We start from the raw sequence: 16,002 nt of genomic DNA, 5'->3' as shown, positions 1-16,002 counted from the left end.
TTAACAGACGGCGTTGAGGTCGTCGGTCTGGTTGGCGGCGCGGCCCGAGTCGTCCTTGGGCTTCTTGGTCGACTTGACCGTCGACTCCGACTTGTCGATCGCCTTCTGGATCGCCGCCTGGATGGCCGGGAAGTCCGGCGTGACGGTGTTGAACTCCGGCGGGACGACCGACACCGTGCGGATCTTCTCGCCGCGCGACTTGAGCGCCAGGTCCGCGAACTGACCGAGCTCCTTGGCCGGGATGTTGGTGCTGAGCAGCTCCTTGCCGGACTTGGCGATCTTGGTCGCGTTGAGCAGCACCTTCTGCGGGCTGAGCTGGTCGGCCATCGCGGCCATCAGGCACTTCTGCCGGCCCATGCGGGTGTAGTCGTCGGACTGAACGCGGCTGCGGGCGTACCAGAGCGCCTGCTGGCCGTTGAGCTTCTGCTTGCCGATCTCGATGTACTTGTTCTTCCAGGCGTCGTCGTGGCCGAACATCGCGATGCGCGTCTTGACGTCCATCGTGACCCCGCCGACCGCGTTGACCAGACCCTTGAAGCCGTTGAGGTTGACCATGACGTAGTAGTTGATCTTGAGCTTGGTGACGCCCTGGATCGCGTCGATCGTGGCGTCGAGCCCCGGGTCCTTGCTGCCCGGGTAGAGGTCCGTACGGTTCTGCGCCGCCGTGTGCACCGCGTTGAGCAGGCAAGTCGGCCCGCAGTTGTAGCCGTACGGGTAGACCTTGAGCATCGGCGAGCCCTTGGAGAACGGCACGTTCTGCAGGTTGCGCGGCAACGAGATCAGCACGACCTTGCCGGTGTCGGCGTCGATGCTGGCGACGGTCATCGAGTCGGGGCGGATGCCGGTGCGGTCGGCGCGGGCGTCCGAGCCGAGCAGCAGGATGTTGTAGCGGCCCTTGAGCGGCTCCGACGTCTTGGTGGCCTTGAACACGACCTTGACGGTGTCGCGCGAGACCTTGATGAGCTGTGACGCGTACGCCGTGGAGCCGGCGACGCCGCCGATGATCGCGAGGTTGAGCACCGTGATGAGTGCCGCCCGCATGAAGTTGAGGCGGAACGGCGAGGCCAGCCGCCACGCGTCGAGGAAGAGGATGCCCCACAGCACGGCGACCGCGACGATGCCGGCCCGCGCGAGCATCAGGACGTCGGTGTCGGTGAACCAGCCCAGGACCTCGGCGCGATCCGTGCGGTACTTCCACAGCACATAGCCGCCACCGCCGAGCGCGGCGAGCCACAGGGTCACCGCGAACCAGCCGACCGCGCGCTTGCCGACGGCGATGTGGCCGGAGCCGGGAACCAGGACCGTCATGAGGCACAGCAGCAGGGCGCGGCGGAAGCGGACGCGCGGCGAGTCCAGGTGGTTGTCCTGGTAGCCGCGGCCCAAGAGACTCGCGCGATGCGACATGAGATCCCTTACGGTGTGACCGACGAAGCATCCATTATCACTGACGCGCGGTGCTTCCGTGACATCGCGTCAGTGATCTCAGTGAGTACTCAGGTCCGTCCGGCCGGTCAGCACGCAGCGCCGAGGTCGGAGCTCTGGTTGGCCTTGCGCGGATCGTTGGCGTCGTCGCCGGTCTTCGGCACCGACAGCCTGGCCTTCGTGATGCCACCGGGGATCGAGGACCGGCCCTCGGCCTTGTCGATCGCGTGGTCGATCAGCCTGCGGACCTTCTTGAAGTCCGGGTTGCCGGTGTAGATCACCGGCGGGACCAGCGAGACGGTCGAGACCTTCTGCGTCTTTGCCTTCAGCGCCAGGTCGACGAAGACGTCGAGCTCGGACTTGGGGATGTTGGTCGTGAGGAGCGCCTTGCTGGAGCTGGCGATCTTCTCGACGTTGAACAGCACCTTCTGCGGGCTGAGCTGGTGGAGCATCGCGTTCATGACGCACTTCTGCCGGCCCATGCGCGAGAAGTCGTCGTTCTGCACGCGGCTGCGGGAGTACCAGAGTGCCTGGTCGCCGGTCAGCGTCTGCTCGCCGGCCTCGATCCAGCCGCGGATCGGCGAGCCGATGCCACCGATCGCGGTGCGCTGCTGGACGTTGAGGCGTACGCCGCCGACCGCGTTGACGAGCTTGGAGAAGCCGTGCATGTTGACCATCGCGTAGTAGTTGAGCTTGAGGCCCGTGATCTCCTCGACGGCGCCCATCGTGGCCTTGAGGCCCGGGTTCTTCTGCTTGAACAGCGAGGCATGGTCGTTGGCCCAGGTGTTGATCGCGTTGAGGTACTGGCCCTCACCGTTGAAGCCGTTGGGGAACGCCTTGCGCATGACCGAGCCCTTGGGGAACGGCACGTTCTGCAGGTTGCGGGGCAGGCCGACCAGCACCGTGCGGCCGGTGTTCTTGTCGATGCTCGCGACAGTCAGCGAGTCTGGCCGCAGGCCGCTGCGCTCGGGCCCGGAGTCGCCGCCGAGCAGGAGCACGTTGTAGCGACCCTCCTGCGGCTTGGAGACCTCACTGGCGTTGAACACGTCGCCGACGAACGAGGTCTGCACGGCGACCAGGTGGGCTGCGAAGAACAACGTCCCCGCGGTGACGAAGCAGAGGACGCTGTTGATGCCGGTCATCCAGAGCCGGTGCTTGCGGCGCAGCTCGAGCGGGCGGCCCAGGCGCCACGCATCGACGATCAGCGCGACCCAGGCGACGGCCCCGGCGATGAGGATCCAGCGGCCAACCGGCAGCAACGGACTCTCGATCAGGAGGGACAGCAGCTGCTTGCGGGAGTTCATGGCGAGGAACAGCAGGACCGCGCCGACGGCGAGGAACGCCAGCCACACGCGTACGGCGATGCGGCCGATCCGCTTGTTGCCATTCACGAGCTGGGCGGACCCGGGCATGACAAGGGTCATCGCCGTGAGGGTCAGTGCGCGGCGGAACTGGATGCGTGCGGAGGTGTCGGCCGGATGGGCGTACGACCCACCCATCACACTCGAGCGAACGTCAGACATGGTGTCCTCACGGGGGAAGAGGCTGAGGTGATTCTCAGTATCCACACAAACTCTCCAGTTGAGGTTGAGGGCGCGCCGGGCGTGCACGGGAATTTCGCCGGGTCGTCAGGGCGGCTGCCGGGCTCGTGCAGCGAGGTCAGGTACGTTCGTGCTCATGTCAGATGAGCGTCCCGAGGGCGAGTACGGCTGGTTGTACGGCGAGGACCAGCCGACCCGACCGGTGCCGCGCGGACCGTCGTCCGACCTGCCTCCCCCGAACCTGCCGCCGCCGAGTCGCGGCGCAGGCGACGACCTGCCGCCGCCCAACCTGCCGCCGCCGGGCCGCCGCGCCGACGACGTGCCGCCGTCCGGGCCCAAGAAGCCCAAGAAGAAGCACAACGGCCGGCGCATCTTCGGGCTCATCGTGCTCGCCTGGGTCGTGTTCCTCGTCGCCGTGCCCTGGTGGGCCTGGGGCCAGATCGAGAAGGTCGACGCCTCGCCGGCGACCGGACGCCCGGCCGACCAGCCCGGCACGACGTACCTGCTCGTCGGCTCCGACAGCCGTCGCGGCCTGACCAAGGAGGAGCAGAAGGAGCTCACGACCGGCGGTGACACCGGCGGTCGCGGACGCACCGACACGATCATGCTGCTGCACACCGGCAGCGGTCCCAGCATCCTCATGTCGCTCCCCCGCGACTCGCTCGTCGACATCCCCGGCTACGGCCGCACCAAGATCAATGCGGCGTACGCGTTCGGCGGGCCCAAGCTGCTCGTCCGCACGATCGAGGGCAACACCGGCATCAAGGTCGACGACTACATCGAGGTCGGCTTCGGCGGCCTGGTCAAGGTCGTCGACTCGCTCGGTGGCGTCGAGATCTGTCCCAAGGAGCGCATCAAGGACAAGGACTCGGGGCTCAACGTCCGCAAGGGCTGCCAGAACGCCGACGGCAAGACCGCGCTGGCCTACTCCCGCAACCGGCACTCGTACGCGACGCAGGACATCCAGCGCGTGCAGAGCCAGCGCGAGGTGCTCGGGTCGATCGCCGCCAAGGCCAAGTCGCCGTGGACCGTGATCAACCCCGTCCGCTACCTCAGCGTGGCCAAGGGCGCCTCCGGCTCGCTGCGCATCGGCGACGACGTCAGCCCCATCGCGCTGTTCCGGTTCGCGCTCGCCCTGTCGGCCTCGATGGGCGGCGGCGGGCTCAACTGCACCGTGCCGCTGCGCGACTTCGCGGTCACCTGGGACCCCGAGCGGGCGCCCAAGATGTTCGACTACATCAAGAAGGATCGCACCGACCAGATCGGCAGCCTGTGCACCAAGGACGGCCTGCCCAAGCGCTGAGGTCCCCCCGATAGGTTTGGGGGCATGACTTCTGCGGATCATCCCGGCGCGTACGCCTATGGCGTCGCCACGCTGACTCTCGACGGCACGGTCCTCGACGTCTGGTACCCCGAGCCTCGGCTCGGCGCCGCGCCCGATCCCGACCCGGAGCCCGCCGAGCTGACCGCGCTGGCCAGCCAGGACGCGATCCGCGAGGTGCACAAGGTCGTCGTCCACACCGTGATCGACGACCTGCAGCAGCCGCCCACCGACGCGTACGACGTCTATCTGCGCCTCCACCTGCTGTCGCACCGGCTCGTCGCCCCGCACGGCCAGAGCCTCGACGGCATCTTCGGGCTGCTGACCAACGTCGTATGGACCTCGCTCGGCCCCTGCCCCGTCGACGGCTTCGAGACGATCCGGGCCCGGGCGCGCGGCGCCGGCCTGCACGTCCAGGTCACGAGCGTCGACAAGTTCCCGCGCATGACGGACTACGTCGTCCCGTCCGGCGTACGCATCGGTGACGCCGACCGCGTACGCCTCGGCGCGCACCTCGCCGAGGGCACCACCGTGATGCACGAGGGCTTCGTCAACTACAACGCCGGCACGCTCGGCACGGCGATGGTCGAGGGCCGCATTTCCGCCGGTGTCACGGTCGGCGACGGCTCGGACGTCGGTGGCGGCGCATCGATCATGGGCACGCTGTCCGGTGGCGGCAAGGCCGTCATCACCGTCGGCGAGAACAGCCTGATCGGCGCCAACGCCGGCATCGGCATCTCGCTCGGCAACGACTGCGTCGTGGCCGCCGGCACGTACGTCACCGCGGGCTCCAAGGTGACGATGCCTGACGGCACCGTCATCAAGGCGTCGGAGCTGTCGGGCGAGAACGGCATCCTGTTCCTGACGAACAGCCAGACCGGCGCCATCGAGGCCCGGCCGCGCGGTGAGCGTACGGGCATCGAGCTCAACGCCGACCTCCACGCGAACTGACTGTGCGTTTTCGCTGGTTCGTCGTCCTCGCCCTCCTCACCGCCACCGTGATGGTCGCGGTGGTGCTGCGTGACCGCGAGCCGCTGCGCAGCGAGTCGTGCGTCGCCCAGGTCGGCAAGGTCAGGGCCGAGATCGATCTCGAGCAGGCCCGGTGGACGACGCTGATGGCGGCGATCTCGCAGCGCCGCGGGCTGCCGCCGCGGGCCACGACGATCGCTATCGCCACGGCGTTCCAGGAGTCGAAGATCCACAACATCGACTACGGCGACCGCGACTCGGTGGGCCTGTTCCAGCAACGTACGTCGCAGGGGTGGGGCACGGTCGAGCAGATCAGCGACCCGCACTACTCGATCGGCCGGTTCTACGACGCGCTCGTCAAGGTCAAGGGCTATGAGTCGATGAAGATCACGGACGCGGCGCAGAAGGTGCAGCGTTCCGCGTTCCCCGGTGCGTACGCCCAGCACGAGGACTACGCCCGGGCGCTCGCATCGGCACTCCGTGGCTACAGCCCGGCGAAGTTCACCTGCCAGATCAATCCCAAGGGCAGCGGCACGATCGACCGGGTCACCACGGACGTCAAGGCGGCGTTCGGCAAGATCGCGTTCGACACGGACGGCGACGACGCGTCGTACCCGCTCACGGGCAAGGCGTCCGACGTGAAGGCGCGCGGCTGGGCGCTCGCGCACTACCTGGTCGGCAACGCGTCACGCCTGCGGATCACCGACATCTCGTTCGGCAACCGCGAGTGGAACGCCGACGACTCCGACCAGGGCTGGACCGCTCGCTCGGGCGCCGACTCCGACACCGTCCGCGTCTCGACGAACTGACCCCATCCCCGCTGGGAGTGACGTTTGGGCGCGTTTCACCGGCGTGTCGCGACAAGAACGTCACGCTCAGCGGGGATTCGGCTCAGGCGGTCAGGCGGGTGACGGCTTCGGCGACGCGCTCGTCGGTCGCGGTGAACGCCGCGCGTACGTGCTGGGAGCCCGCAGCACCGTAGAAGTCGCCCGGCGCCGCCAGGATGCCGCGCTCGGCGAGCCAGTCGATCGTGTCGCGGCACGGCTCGCCGCGGGTCATCCAGAGGTAGAGCGCGCCCTCGGAGTGCTCGACGGAGAATCCCGCGGACTCGAACGCGCGGCGCAGGTCGAGGCGACGGGCGGCGTACGTCTTGCGCTGCGCCTCGACGTGGTCGTCGTCAGCGAGCGCAGCGGCCATCGCGGCCTGCACCGGCGTCGGGACCATGAAGCCGAGGTGCTTGCGGACCTCGAGCAGCTCGGAGACCACGGCCTGGTCGCCCGTGACGAACGCGTCGCGGTAGCCGGCGAGGTTGGACCGCTTCGACAGCGAGTGCACCGCGAGGATGCCCTCGGACGATCCGCCAGAGATGTCAGGGTGCAGGACCGAGTAGGGCTCGCCTTCCCAGGCGAACTCGAGATAGCACTCGTCGGAGACCACCAGGGTGCCGCGCTCACGAGCCCAGTCGACGACCTTGCGGAGGTGGTCGGGCGGCAGGATGCGGCCGGACGGGTTCGCCGGAGAGTTGAGGTAGATGATCGCCGGGACGCGGGGGCCGAGCGACAGTGTCGAGTCGGTGGCCACGACCTCGCAGCCGGCGTAGCGGGCGCCGACCTCGTACGTCGGATAGGCCAGCTCAGGGACCACGACCAGGTCGTCCGCGCCGAGTCCGAGCTGCACCGGCAGGTTGGCGATGAGCTCCTTGGAGCCGATCGTCGGCAGCACCTGCGAGGCGCTGAGCCCGGTCACCGCGAAGCGGCGCTCGATCCAGTCGACGGCGGCCTGCCGCAGCGACTCAGGGCCGAAGACCGTGGGATAGCCCGGGGCGTCGGCCGCGGCGACGAGCGCCTCGCGTGCGACGTCGGGCGTGGGGTCGACCGGCGTGCCGATCGACAGGTCGACGAGGCCGCCGGGATGCGCCGCAGCGCGAGCCTTGGCCGCCGCGAGCGTGTCCCAGGGGAAGTCCGGGAACTTCGCGGAGACGTTGCCCCTCGTGGTCATTCCTGGGACTGCGGGGGCAGCGCGGCGATCAGCGGGTGGTCCTTGTCGATCACGCCGAGCTTGGCTGCACCACCGGGCGAGCCGATGTCGTCGAAGAAGTCGACGTTGGCGGCGTAGTAGTCCTTCCACTCCGGCGGCGTGTCGTCCTCGTAGAAGATCGCCTCGACGGGGCAGACCGGCTCACACGCACCACAGTCGACGCACTCGTCGGGGTGGATGTAGAGCATGCGGTTGCCCTCGTAGATGCAGTCCACGGGACATTCGTCCACACAAGCGCGGTCCTTGAGGTCCACACACGGCTGGGCGATCACGTACGTCACGAGCATTTCTCCTTCAAGGGACTGGGCTCTAGTATCACGCCTCCGCTCCACCTCCCGCACATGAGGTCCACCTCATGACATGGAACGCTGGGGGCATGCCCCTTGACGCCACCTCCGTGGGCCAGCGCGTCGTCGTCCGGTACGCCGTGGGCGGCACCGGACCGTCGGGCGGACCCGCCATGAGCGACGTCATCGGACGGGTGCGCGCGGTCGATGCAGCCGCGGTGACTCTCGAGCGTCGCGACGGGCGTACGCAGGTCGTGGCCCTGGCGGATGTCGTGACGTGGAAGCCGGTCCCCGACCGGCCGCTCCGGCGGCGCCGGGCCGGCGACGTCGATCCCGCTGACCTGACCCGCATCACCTCCCGCGGCTGGCCTGCCATCGAGTCGGTCGCCCTCGGCGACTGGGAGCTGCGCACGTCCGGGCGGTTCACCGGCCGGGCCAACTCCGTCGCGGTCCACGGGGACCCGGGCCTGCCGTTCGGTGACGCACTCGACCGGGTGCGCGCGTTCTACGCGTCGCACGACTCCCCCGCGCTGGCTCAGGTCGTCGTCGGATCTTCCGGCGAGCGGGCGTTCGCCGGTGCCGGCTGGATCCCGATGACGGGTTACCACGGTGGAGCGGTCGTCCTGGTCGCCGATCTCGACCCGGCATACGACGCCGACCCGGATGCCCGCATCGCCGCCACGGCCGACGACGACTGGCTGGTCAACTACGGACGGGTCAACGACCCGGTCGCCGCCCGAGCCGTGCTCGAAGGGCCGGACACCGTCGGGTTCGTCTCGATCGGCACACCGGCCGTGGCGATCGGGCGTGTGGTGGTCACCGGCGAGTGGGCCGGCATCGCCTGCGTCGAGGTCTCCCCCGAGCACCGGCGGCAGGGCCTCGCTCGCCGAATCGTCGAGACCTCCCTCGCCTGGGCCGTGGAGCACGGAGCCGACAAGGCGTACCTCCAGACGATGCGCTCGAACCACGCAGCGCTGGCGCTCTACAAGCCGTACGGCTTCGCGGACCACCACGACTACCGCTACCTCGAGCCCGGATCCACAGACTCCGCACAGTGAAGCCACGGGTTGCGTCCACTCAGCATTCGTACGCTGAACGCATGACTCACGATCACGACGGGCCCCACGAACACGACCTCGGGCTGTCCCACGACCTGCCGGCCCTGCTCAATCGCCGGCGGGCGCTGGGACTGTTGACGGGTGCCGGGCTCGCCGCCGCGCTGGCCGCCTGCAGCGGCAGTGACTCGTCGGGCGGCACGCCCGCGACGAGCAGCACTCCGTCGACGTCGGGCTCGCCGTCGACGACCAACGCGACAGTCGACGGCGAGGTGCCGGAGGAGACCGGCGGCCCCTTCCCGGCCGACGGCTCGAACGGGGCCAACGTGCTGACCGAGAGCGGCGTCGTGCGCAGCGACATCAGGTCGAGCTTCGGCGGCACCAGCACGACCGCCGAGGGGGTCAGGACGACGATCGACCTGACGATCTTCGACATGAACGGCAGCGAGGTCACACCGTACGAGGGCGCGGCGGTCTACATCTGGCACTGCGACAGGGAGGGCCGCTACTCGATGTACGAGTCGGAGATCGCCGACGAGAACTACCTGCGCGGCGTGCAGGCAGCCGACGCCGACGGCAGGCTGACCTTCACGACGATCTTCCCCGGCGCCTACCAAGGCCGCTGGCCGCACATCCACTTCGAGGTCTACAGGACCGCGGCCGACGCACAGAAGGCGACCGGCAAGCTGCGCACCTCACAGATCGCGCTGCCGGAGGACACCTGCAAGCGGGTCTATGCAACGTCCGGGTACGAGCAGAGCGTGCAGAACTTTGCCCGGACACCGCTCGACTCCGACATGGTCTTCAGCGACGGCTACTCGTTGCAGATGGCGAACGCGACCGGGACCCCCGACGACGGCATGACCCTCAAGCTCAACGTCGCGGTGTAGGCCTCCGCTGACGGGTCACTTTTCGCCCGCTGACGGGTCACTTGTTGCCCGCTGACGGGTCACTTTTGCCAATCGAGTGGCCCGACAACTGACCCCTCGGTGGTCAGTAAGTGACCCGTCAGCGTCAGTCGGTTTTCGGCTTCTTGCCGCAGATGACGTGGTCGGCGGCCTGGTAGTTGGCCGTGTCGGTCTCGGTCTTGACCTTCTTGCCGCCCTTGTAGAAGTAGCGGTAGATGTCGATGTCGAAGCCCGGGATCGGGTCCTGCGGCACGCAACGGTCGGTGTCGTCGTACTGCTTGCCGGGCGAGCGGCCGTTGCGCTTGGCCGACTGGCCGGCCTTGATGTCCCACACCTTGGTGCTCCACAGCTCGACGTGCATGATGCCGGCCGACGACGGGGTGCTCTTGACGACGTACGAGCGGATCAGGACGCCGTACTTCGTGGGGTTCTTGAAGCGCAGGTCGAGGTTGCCGTAGTAGACCGTCGCCTCGCGGCCCACCGGGTAGCGGTTGATGTAGAACGCGTGCGGGTGGTGCTCGACGTCGTCCATGCCGCCGAAGAACCCGGCGTTGTAGGTCGTCGTGGCGACCTGTGAGACCCCGCCACCCAGCTCCTCGCGGAAGACGCCGCCGTTGATGACGGTGCCGGTCACGAAGCCGTTGGCCGCCGTGCGCTCACCGACGATGGAGTTGAAGCTGAACGTCTCACCGGGCTTGAGGATCGTGCCGTTGATCAGCTCGGCGGCGCGGCTCTGGTTGGTGTTGCGGTACTCGGCGTACGGGAACTGGGTCTCGAAGCTGCTGATCTTCTGCTTGATCCTCAGCGCCTTGGCGTCGGCGGTCGTGAACAGAGGTTCGACGAGCTTGGCCTCGACCACGACCGCGCGCTTGGACCCCGACTCGGTCAGCGCAGGGAGCAGCTTGACCGCCATCTCCTTGGGCTGCAGGCCGACGCCCTCCTTGCCGGGCTTGATGACCGGCTTGTTGTCCTCGATCTTGACCGTGGCGTCGACGGCCTTCTTGCCGATGCCGGTCGTCGAGTCCGTCAGCGGGCCGGCCAGCTTCTTGGGGTCGAGATAGGGCTGCAGCTTGCCGTCCTTGACGCGGACGACAAGCGCCGGCGCGTACGCCGTGACAGGCAGCGACACCTTCTTGTCGCCGACGCGGATCGTGACGGGTGCGCTGACGGCCGGCTTGGCGATGGTCTTCATCGCGTCGGCGAGACCGTCTGAGTCCACCGCGGGCTCGACGACCGCCGTCGGCACCACGACGGGCTTGTTGCTGACGAGGTACGCCCCGCGGATCGCGTCGGCGGCGTCCGCCCGGGCGATGACCCGGCCGGCCTTGGGCTCACGCGCCTTGGGCTTGCCCTTGGGAAAGCTGATCAGCGCCTCGACGACGTCACGATTGACGGTCTCGCCGATCGTGCCGATCGAGCTCTGCAGCTTGGCGTCGTCGACATCGAGCGCCGGATCGGTCTTGTGGTCGCCGAAGAACAGGCCGGCCATGTCGGCCGGTTTCCAGCTGCGCTCGCCGCCGGCGTCGCTGATCGTACGGTCGAGGTCGAAGGCCAGGCCGGCGTCCTTGGGCTTGATGCGGAACTCGGTCTTGCCGTGCGTGAGGACGATCTCGCGGTCGACGTTGGGCGTCAGCGCCTTGTCGACGGCATCGCGGGCCGCGGACGGCGACTTGCCGCTGACGTCGACTCCGCCGATCGTGGCGTTGGCGGGCATACGGGCACCGGTGAGGAAGTAGCCGCCGACGTAGAGCACACCGAGGACCAGGACGAGCCCGAGCAGGACCCGTCGACCCCAGTGGGCGGACCCGCCCTCGTCGCCCGATCCGGGCGGTTGCAGGTCGGTGCTGTCGTCGCCGGCGTCGTCGGCAGCCGGTGCGTCGTCGACGGGAGCGGCCACGACCTCGTCGAGCTCCTCGTCAGTCTCTGGAGCGTCGTACGCGAGCGGCGCGTCGTGCAGCACGGTGTCCTCGCCGGGCTGCAGCTCGTACGCCGGCTCGACGTCGGGCACGGCGTCGAGCTCGATCTCCTCGTCGTGCTCGACCACCAGGCCGGGCTCGACGACGCCATCGCCCTCGTCGGCCAGGTCCGGCTCCGAGGTGTCATCGACAGCAGGCTCGGGCGCGTCGTCGACCGGAGTGTCGTCCGCGGGCTCCGGCAGGTCGTCGGGCGTGAGGTGCTCGTCTGGCTTGTCGGTCATGAGGTGCTCCCGTAGACGGTCTTCTCCGAGTCAGGCAGACGCACGATCGTGCCGTAGTGCGAACGGTAGTAGAGCAGCGGGTCGTCGATGCTGTCGTTGACCGCCGCCCCGGACACCGCGCCGACCAAGATCGTATGGTCACCACCGTCCGTGACGGAAACCGTCGTGCACTCCAGCCAAGCCAGCGACTCGTCGAGGAGCGCCGCCCCGGACGCGCCGCGGTGGAACGCGATGCCCTGCATCTGGTCCTCCAGCGGCCGGCCGCGGTGCGCGAACCAGGCCGAGGCAGCGATGCCCTCCTCCGCGAGGATCGAGACCGCCCAGAACCCGGTCTCGAGGACGGCTTCGTGGAAGCGGCTCGACTTGTGCGAGCACACCAGGACCAGCGGCGGGTCGAGCGACACCGACGTGAACGCGCTCGCCGTCATGGCATGGTCGACGCCGTTCTGAACCGTCGAGACGACCGTGACTCCGCTGGCAAATCGTGCAAGCGCACCGCGAAACGCGGGTTGGTCCACCGTCGCGGTCATTGCTCCAGCCTAGGAGTGCGGACGACCCCGACCACGATGGCCCCCAGGCAACCGATCGTGAACGCCCAGCCACGCCAGTCCGAGGCGACCAGATAGCTGCCGCCGGGCGAGAACTGCTGGACCAGCAGGACGATCCCCCAGCCGAGCCCGAACCAGGCACCTCCGGTACGTACGACCCGGTCGGCGGCAAGCACCACGGCGTACGTGGCGACGATCGCCAGCACGAGCCCCCACGGCCAGTCGACCCCGTGGGACCGCCACACGTGCCGGTGCACGAACGCGCCGAGGACGGCGACGTACGCACCGAGCACGACGAGTGCTGCGCGCCTCACCTCAGAGACCGGCGAACAGGTCTTCCTCGAGACCGTCAGGCCCGACCGGGCCGCGCTGACCCTTGGCGAGGCGGTAGAACTCGGTGCCCCACACCTGCGAGCCGACGTTGTTGGACAGCGCGAAGAACGGTCCGTCGACGGCGATCTGCGAGGCGTGCGCCTTCATCGCATCCATCTTGGCCTCGGCCCAGGCGTCGGCCTCGACCTTGGCGTCGAGCTCGTCGTCGGTCGCGCCCCACGGCAGGTTGTCGGGGTCCCAGCCCTCGAAGCTCGTCTCGTCGCCGGCCTCGCGGAGCTTGCGGATGCCCTCGGCCATCTGGGACTTGGACATCGCGCCCCAGTAGATCTTGGCGATGTCCCACGCCGCACCGAGCTCTGGCTTGTAGGAGCGCACGGCCGCGAGCGACGCCGCGTAGGTCGCGACCCGGTGGGCCTGGATGTGGTCGGGGTGGCCGTAGCCGCCGAACTGGTCGTACGTCACCAGGACCTGCGGCCGGGTCTCGCGGATGATCTCGACCAGCAGGTCGGCCGCCACGGTGAGGTCGGCGTGCCAGAACGTGTCGGGGCGGGTCTCGTCGGCGACGGTCGCGCTGCCGTCGTCGGCCCACTTCATGCCCGAGTCGCGGAAGTGGCCCGGGCCGCCGAGGAACCGGTGGTCCGTGACGCCGAGCGCCTTCATCGCCGCCGCGAGCTCTTCGATGCGATGCGGGCCGAGCCCGTCCTCACGGTCCGCAGCGAGGTGCTCGATCTCGGGAGTGAGGATCTCGCCCTCCTCGCCGGCCGTGCACGTGACGAGCGTGACCTGCACTCCTTCGGCGGCGTACTTGGCCATCGTCGCGCCGTTGCCGATCGACTCGTCGTCGGGATGGGCATGGACGAGCAGGATCCGCCGGTCGTTCGAGGTCATGCCCCAAGGCTACTGACCACCACTGACGTGAAGCCGACGTGCGCCACTGGCCGTGATTGGATCGGGGCATGACCGTCTCCTATCCGCGTCTCGCCGCCCGCACGCTGCGCTTCACCCTCGGCATTCCCCGCAACATCACGGTGTCGCCCGACGGACGCACGGTGCGCTTCATCCGTACGCCCGACGGCGTGACGCGGACCGGCGAGCTCTGGGAGTACGACGTCGAGACCGGCACCGAGTCCGTCCTCGTCGATCCCGTCGAGCTGCTGGGTGCCGAGGGCGAACAGCTGTCCGCCGAGGAGCGTTCCCGCCGCGAGCGCAGCCGTGAGTCGGCTGCGGGGGTGGTCGCGTACGACGTCGACGAGACCGGACGCTGGGCCTGCTTCGCGCTCTCCGGCCAGCTCTGGGCCGTCCACCTCGGCGCCAAGGCGGTGCACTCACTACCGAGCGTCGGCGCCGTCATCGACCCGCACCTCGACCCCACGGGACGCCTCATCGCGTACGCCTCAGGCGGCGCGCTCCGCGTCATCGACGTCGGCGGCCGCGATGAGCGCGCGCTCGTCGAGCCCGACACGGCCACCGAGGTGTGGGGCCAGGCCGAGTTCATCGCGGCGGAGGAGATGGAACGTTTCCGCGGCTTCTGGTGGGCGCCCGACGGGCAGTCCCTGCTGGTCGAGCGCTACGACGAGGCACCGGTCCAGACCTGGCACATCGCCGACCCGGAGCACCCCGAGCGCGAGCCCGTCGCCCAGCGCTATCCCGCCGCCGGTACGCCCAACGCCGACGTCACCCTGTGGCACGTCGACCTCGACGGCAACCGCAGGCAGGTCGAGTGGGACCGCACGACGTACGAGTACCTCGGCCGCGTGTCCTGGAACGCGCACGGCGCCCCGGTGATCCAGGTCCTGAGCCGCGACCAGAAGTCGTCCCAGATCCTCTCGGTCGACGTCACCACCGGGCAGACCAGCGTCCGGCGCGAGCTGAGCGACCCGGCCTGGGTCGAGCTGTCGTCCGCGCCGAGGTTCGCACCCGGCGGCTCGCTCATCACCGTCGAGGATGCCGATGGCTGGCGGCGCGTGCTCCGTGACGGCCTGGCCGTGTCCGCCGACGGCTGGCAGGTCCGCGGCTTGATCGACGTCTTCGAGGACTGTGTCGTGGCCGCCGCCTCGCAGGAGCCGACCGAGGTGCACATCGTGCGCTTCGGCTTCGACGGCACGATCACCGAGGTCACCGACGGCGCCGCCGTGCACGGCGCCGTGGTCGGCGGACCCACCACGGTCATCGTGCGCTCCGGCCTCGAGGCGGTCGGCACGACGGTCGTCGTGCACCAGGAGGACTCTGAGCCGGCCCCGATCCGGGTGCTCGCCGAGCCGGCTCCGCACGAGCCCGTCGTCACGCTGGTCGCTGCAGGCGAGCACCAGCTGCGTACGGCGATCCTGTTTCCCTCCGACCACGAGCCGGGCTCGCGCCGCCTCCCGGTGCTGATGGACCCGTACGGAGGCCCGCACGCCCAGCGCGTCATGGCGTCGGCGCGTGCGTTCCTCGAGCCGCAGTGGCTCGCCGACCAGGGCTTTTGCGTCATCGTCGCGGACGGCCGCGGCACTCCCGGACGGGGCCACGCGTGGGAGCGTTCGGTGCTGCACGAGTTCGCCACCATCACGCTCGACGACCAGGTCGCCGCGCTCGAGGCGGTCGCCAAGGCGTACCCCGACGATGTCGACACGACCCGCGTCGGCATCACCGGCTGGTCGTACGGCGGCTACCTCTCGGCGCTCGCGGTGCTCAGGCGGCCGGACGTGTTCCATGCCGCCGTCGCCGGCGCGCCCGTGACCGAGTGGCGGCTCTACGACACGTGCTACACCGAGCGCTATCTCGGCGACCCCCGCACCGAGCCGGAGGTCTACGACCGCAACTCCCTGCTGCACCTGGCGCCGGGCCTCGAGCGGCCGCTCATGATCATGCACGGCCTCGCCGACGACAACGTCGTCGCGGCCCACACGCTCCAGCTGTCATCCGCGCTGCTCGCCGCCGGCCGGCCGCACACCGTGCTGCCGCTGTCGGGCGTCACGCACATGACGCCGCAGGAGGTCGTGGCCGAGAACCTCAAGCTGCTGCAGGTGCAGTTCCTCAAGGACCACCTCGGCTAGATCCCCGCTGGGAGTGATGTTTGGGTCGCGAATCGCCGTGGCGCCCCGACGCAAACGTCACTCCCAGCGGGCTGTCAGTCCTTGAGGCGCTTCGGTACGTCCGGCAGAGGCGGCGGGTCGTCCGGGACGCGGTCGTCGCCGGGCAGCCAGCCGCCGTACACGTCGACCATCTCCACGACCCGTTCGTCGAACGGCTCGACCACGAGCACCCACGCACGGTCCTCCCAGTCCTCCTCGCCGGCGAACGCCTCGCGCCTCAGCGAGGTCGTGTAGCCCTCGCCCTCGAGGGCCTTGACCAGCTCCTCCGAGTCGTCGTCGGAGTCGAAGTAGATTTCGCGCACGTTGAGAT

The 16,002-nt window shown here is 69.1% G+C and carries 15 protein-coding genes; 6 read left to right on the top strand and 9 right to left on the bottom strand.

Annotated elements, in window-relative coordinates; genetic code table 11:
- Positions 1–1,404: an LCP family protein gene (locus BOSE46_RS10605; protein WP_159540213.1), complete on the bottom strand. Its 1,404-nt coding sequence runs from the start codon at positions 1,402–1,404 to the stop codon at positions 1–3.
- 107 nt (positions 1,405–1,511) lie between these two features.
- On the bottom strand, positions 1,512–2,945 hold the full coding sequence (locus BOSE46_RS10600) for an LCP family protein (RefSeq protein WP_159540212.1): 1,434 nt from the start codon (positions 2,943–2,945) through the stop codon (positions 1,512–1,514).
- A gap of 154 nt (positions 2,946–3,099) precedes the next feature.
- Between BOSE46_RS10600 and BOSE46_RS10595 the strand changes: the two genes are divergently transcribed.
- Genes BOSE46_RS10595 through BOSE46_RS10585 form a run of 3 tightly spaced genes read left to right on the top strand, consistent with a single transcriptional unit; the run spans position 3,100 to position 6,062 of the window.
- Positions 3,100–4,266 (top strand): LCP family protein, encoded by a 1,167-nt coding sequence (locus BOSE46_RS10595; RefSeq protein WP_159540211.1) that lies wholly within the window; start codon positions 3,100–3,102, stop codon positions 4,264–4,266.
- 24 nt (positions 4,267–4,290) lie between these two features.
- Positions 4,291–5,235 (top strand): 2,3,4,5-tetrahydropyridine-2,6-dicarboxylate N-succinyltransferase, encoded by a 945-nt coding sequence (dapD, locus tag BOSE46_RS10590; protein ID WP_159540210.1) that lies wholly within the window; start codon positions 4,291–4,293, stop codon positions 5,233–5,235.
- A gap of 2 nt (positions 5,236–5,237) precedes the next feature.
- Entirely contained in the window at positions 5,238–6,062 is an 825-nt protein-coding gene (locus tag BOSE46_RS10585; RefSeq protein ID WP_159540209.1) for a hypothetical protein, read from the top strand.
- An 82-nt stretch (positions 6,063–6,144) separates the two neighbouring features.
- On the opposite strand, the gene dapC is transcribed toward BOSE46_RS10585, so the two are convergent.
- Positions 6,145–7,251, bottom strand: a complete 1,107-nt coding sequence (dapC, locus tag BOSE46_RS10580; protein WP_159540208.1) for a succinyldiaminopimelate transaminase — start codon at positions 7,249–7,251, stop codon at positions 6,145–6,147.
- The gene (gene fdxA, locus BOSE46_RS10575; protein WP_159540207.1) at positions 7,248–7,571 is read right to left on the bottom strand and encodes a ferredoxin; all 324 of its coding nucleotides are present in this window, start codon (positions 7,569–7,571) and stop codon (positions 7,248–7,250) included. The genes dapC and fdxA overlap by 4 nt, the downstream gene beginning before the upstream one ends.
- Before the next feature lie 95 nt (positions 7,572–7,666).
- Between fdxA and BOSE46_RS10570 the strand changes: the two genes are divergently transcribed.
- Positions 7,667–8,635 carry an N-acetyltransferase gene (locus BOSE46_RS10570; protein ID WP_159540206.1) on the top strand — a complete coding sequence of 323 codons (969 nt, stop codon included), beginning with the start codon at positions 7,667–7,669 and terminating at the stop codon, positions 8,633–8,635.
- A gap of 41 nt (positions 8,636–8,676) precedes the next feature.
- Positions 8,677–9,522: a hypothetical protein gene (locus BOSE46_RS10565; RefSeq protein ID WP_159540205.1), complete on the top strand. Its 846-nt coding sequence runs from the start codon at positions 8,677–8,679 to the stop codon at positions 9,520–9,522.
- A 124-nt stretch (positions 9,523–9,646) separates the two neighbouring features.
- On the opposite strand, the gene BOSE46_RS10560 is transcribed toward BOSE46_RS10565, so the two are convergent.
- Genes BOSE46_RS10560 through mshB form a run of 4 tightly spaced genes read right to left on the bottom strand, consistent with a single transcriptional unit; the run spans position 9,647 to position 13,506 of the window.
- Positions 9,647–11,737 (bottom strand): VanW family protein, encoded by a 2,091-nt coding sequence (locus BOSE46_RS10560; RefSeq protein WP_159540204.1) that lies wholly within the window; start codon positions 11,735–11,737, stop codon positions 9,647–9,649.
- Positions 11,734–12,267 (bottom strand): flavin reductase family protein, encoded by a 534-nt coding sequence (locus BOSE46_RS10555; protein WP_159540203.1) that lies wholly within the window; start codon positions 12,265–12,267, stop codon positions 11,734–11,736. The genes BOSE46_RS10560 and BOSE46_RS10555 overlap by 4 nt, the downstream gene beginning before the upstream one ends.
- Entirely contained in the window at positions 12,264–12,599 is a 336-nt protein-coding gene (locus BOSE46_RS10550; protein WP_159540202.1) for a hypothetical protein, read from the bottom strand. The genes BOSE46_RS10555 and BOSE46_RS10550 overlap by 4 nt, the downstream gene beginning before the upstream one ends.
- 1 nt (position 12,600) lies before the next feature.
- Complete coding sequence (mshB, locus tag BOSE46_RS10545; protein ID WP_159540201.1) at positions 12,601–13,506, bottom strand: N-acetyl-1-D-myo-inositol-2-amino-2-deoxy-alpha-D-glucopyranoside deacetylase; 906 nt, start codon at positions 13,504–13,506, stop codon at positions 12,601–12,603.
- 68 nt (positions 13,507–13,574) lie between these two features.
- On the opposite strand from mshB, the gene BOSE46_RS10540 reads away from it, so the two are divergent.
- Positions 13,575–15,653: a S9 family peptidase gene (locus tag BOSE46_RS10540; protein WP_159540200.1), complete on the top strand. Its 2,079-nt coding sequence runs from the start codon at positions 13,575–13,577 to the stop codon at positions 15,651–15,653.
- A gap of 74 nt (positions 15,654–15,727) precedes the next feature.
- Here BOSE46_RS10540 and BOSE46_RS10535 read toward each other — a convergent pair whose 3' ends face one another.
- The gene (locus BOSE46_RS10535; protein WP_159540199.1) at positions 15,728–15,994 is read right to left on the bottom strand and encodes a hypothetical protein; all 267 of its coding nucleotides are present in this window, start codon (positions 15,992–15,994) and stop codon (positions 15,728–15,730) included.
- Positions 15,995–16,002 lie beyond the last annotated feature (8 nt).

Source organism: Aeromicrobium sp. 9AM (genome assembly GCF_902506105.1).
Classification (GTDB): Bacteria; Actinomycetota; Actinomycetes; order Propionibacteriales; family Nocardioidaceae; genus Aeromicrobium.
Note: the sequence above shows the minus strand (reverse complement) of the source record. Positions and strands in the feature narration are given on the sequence as shown.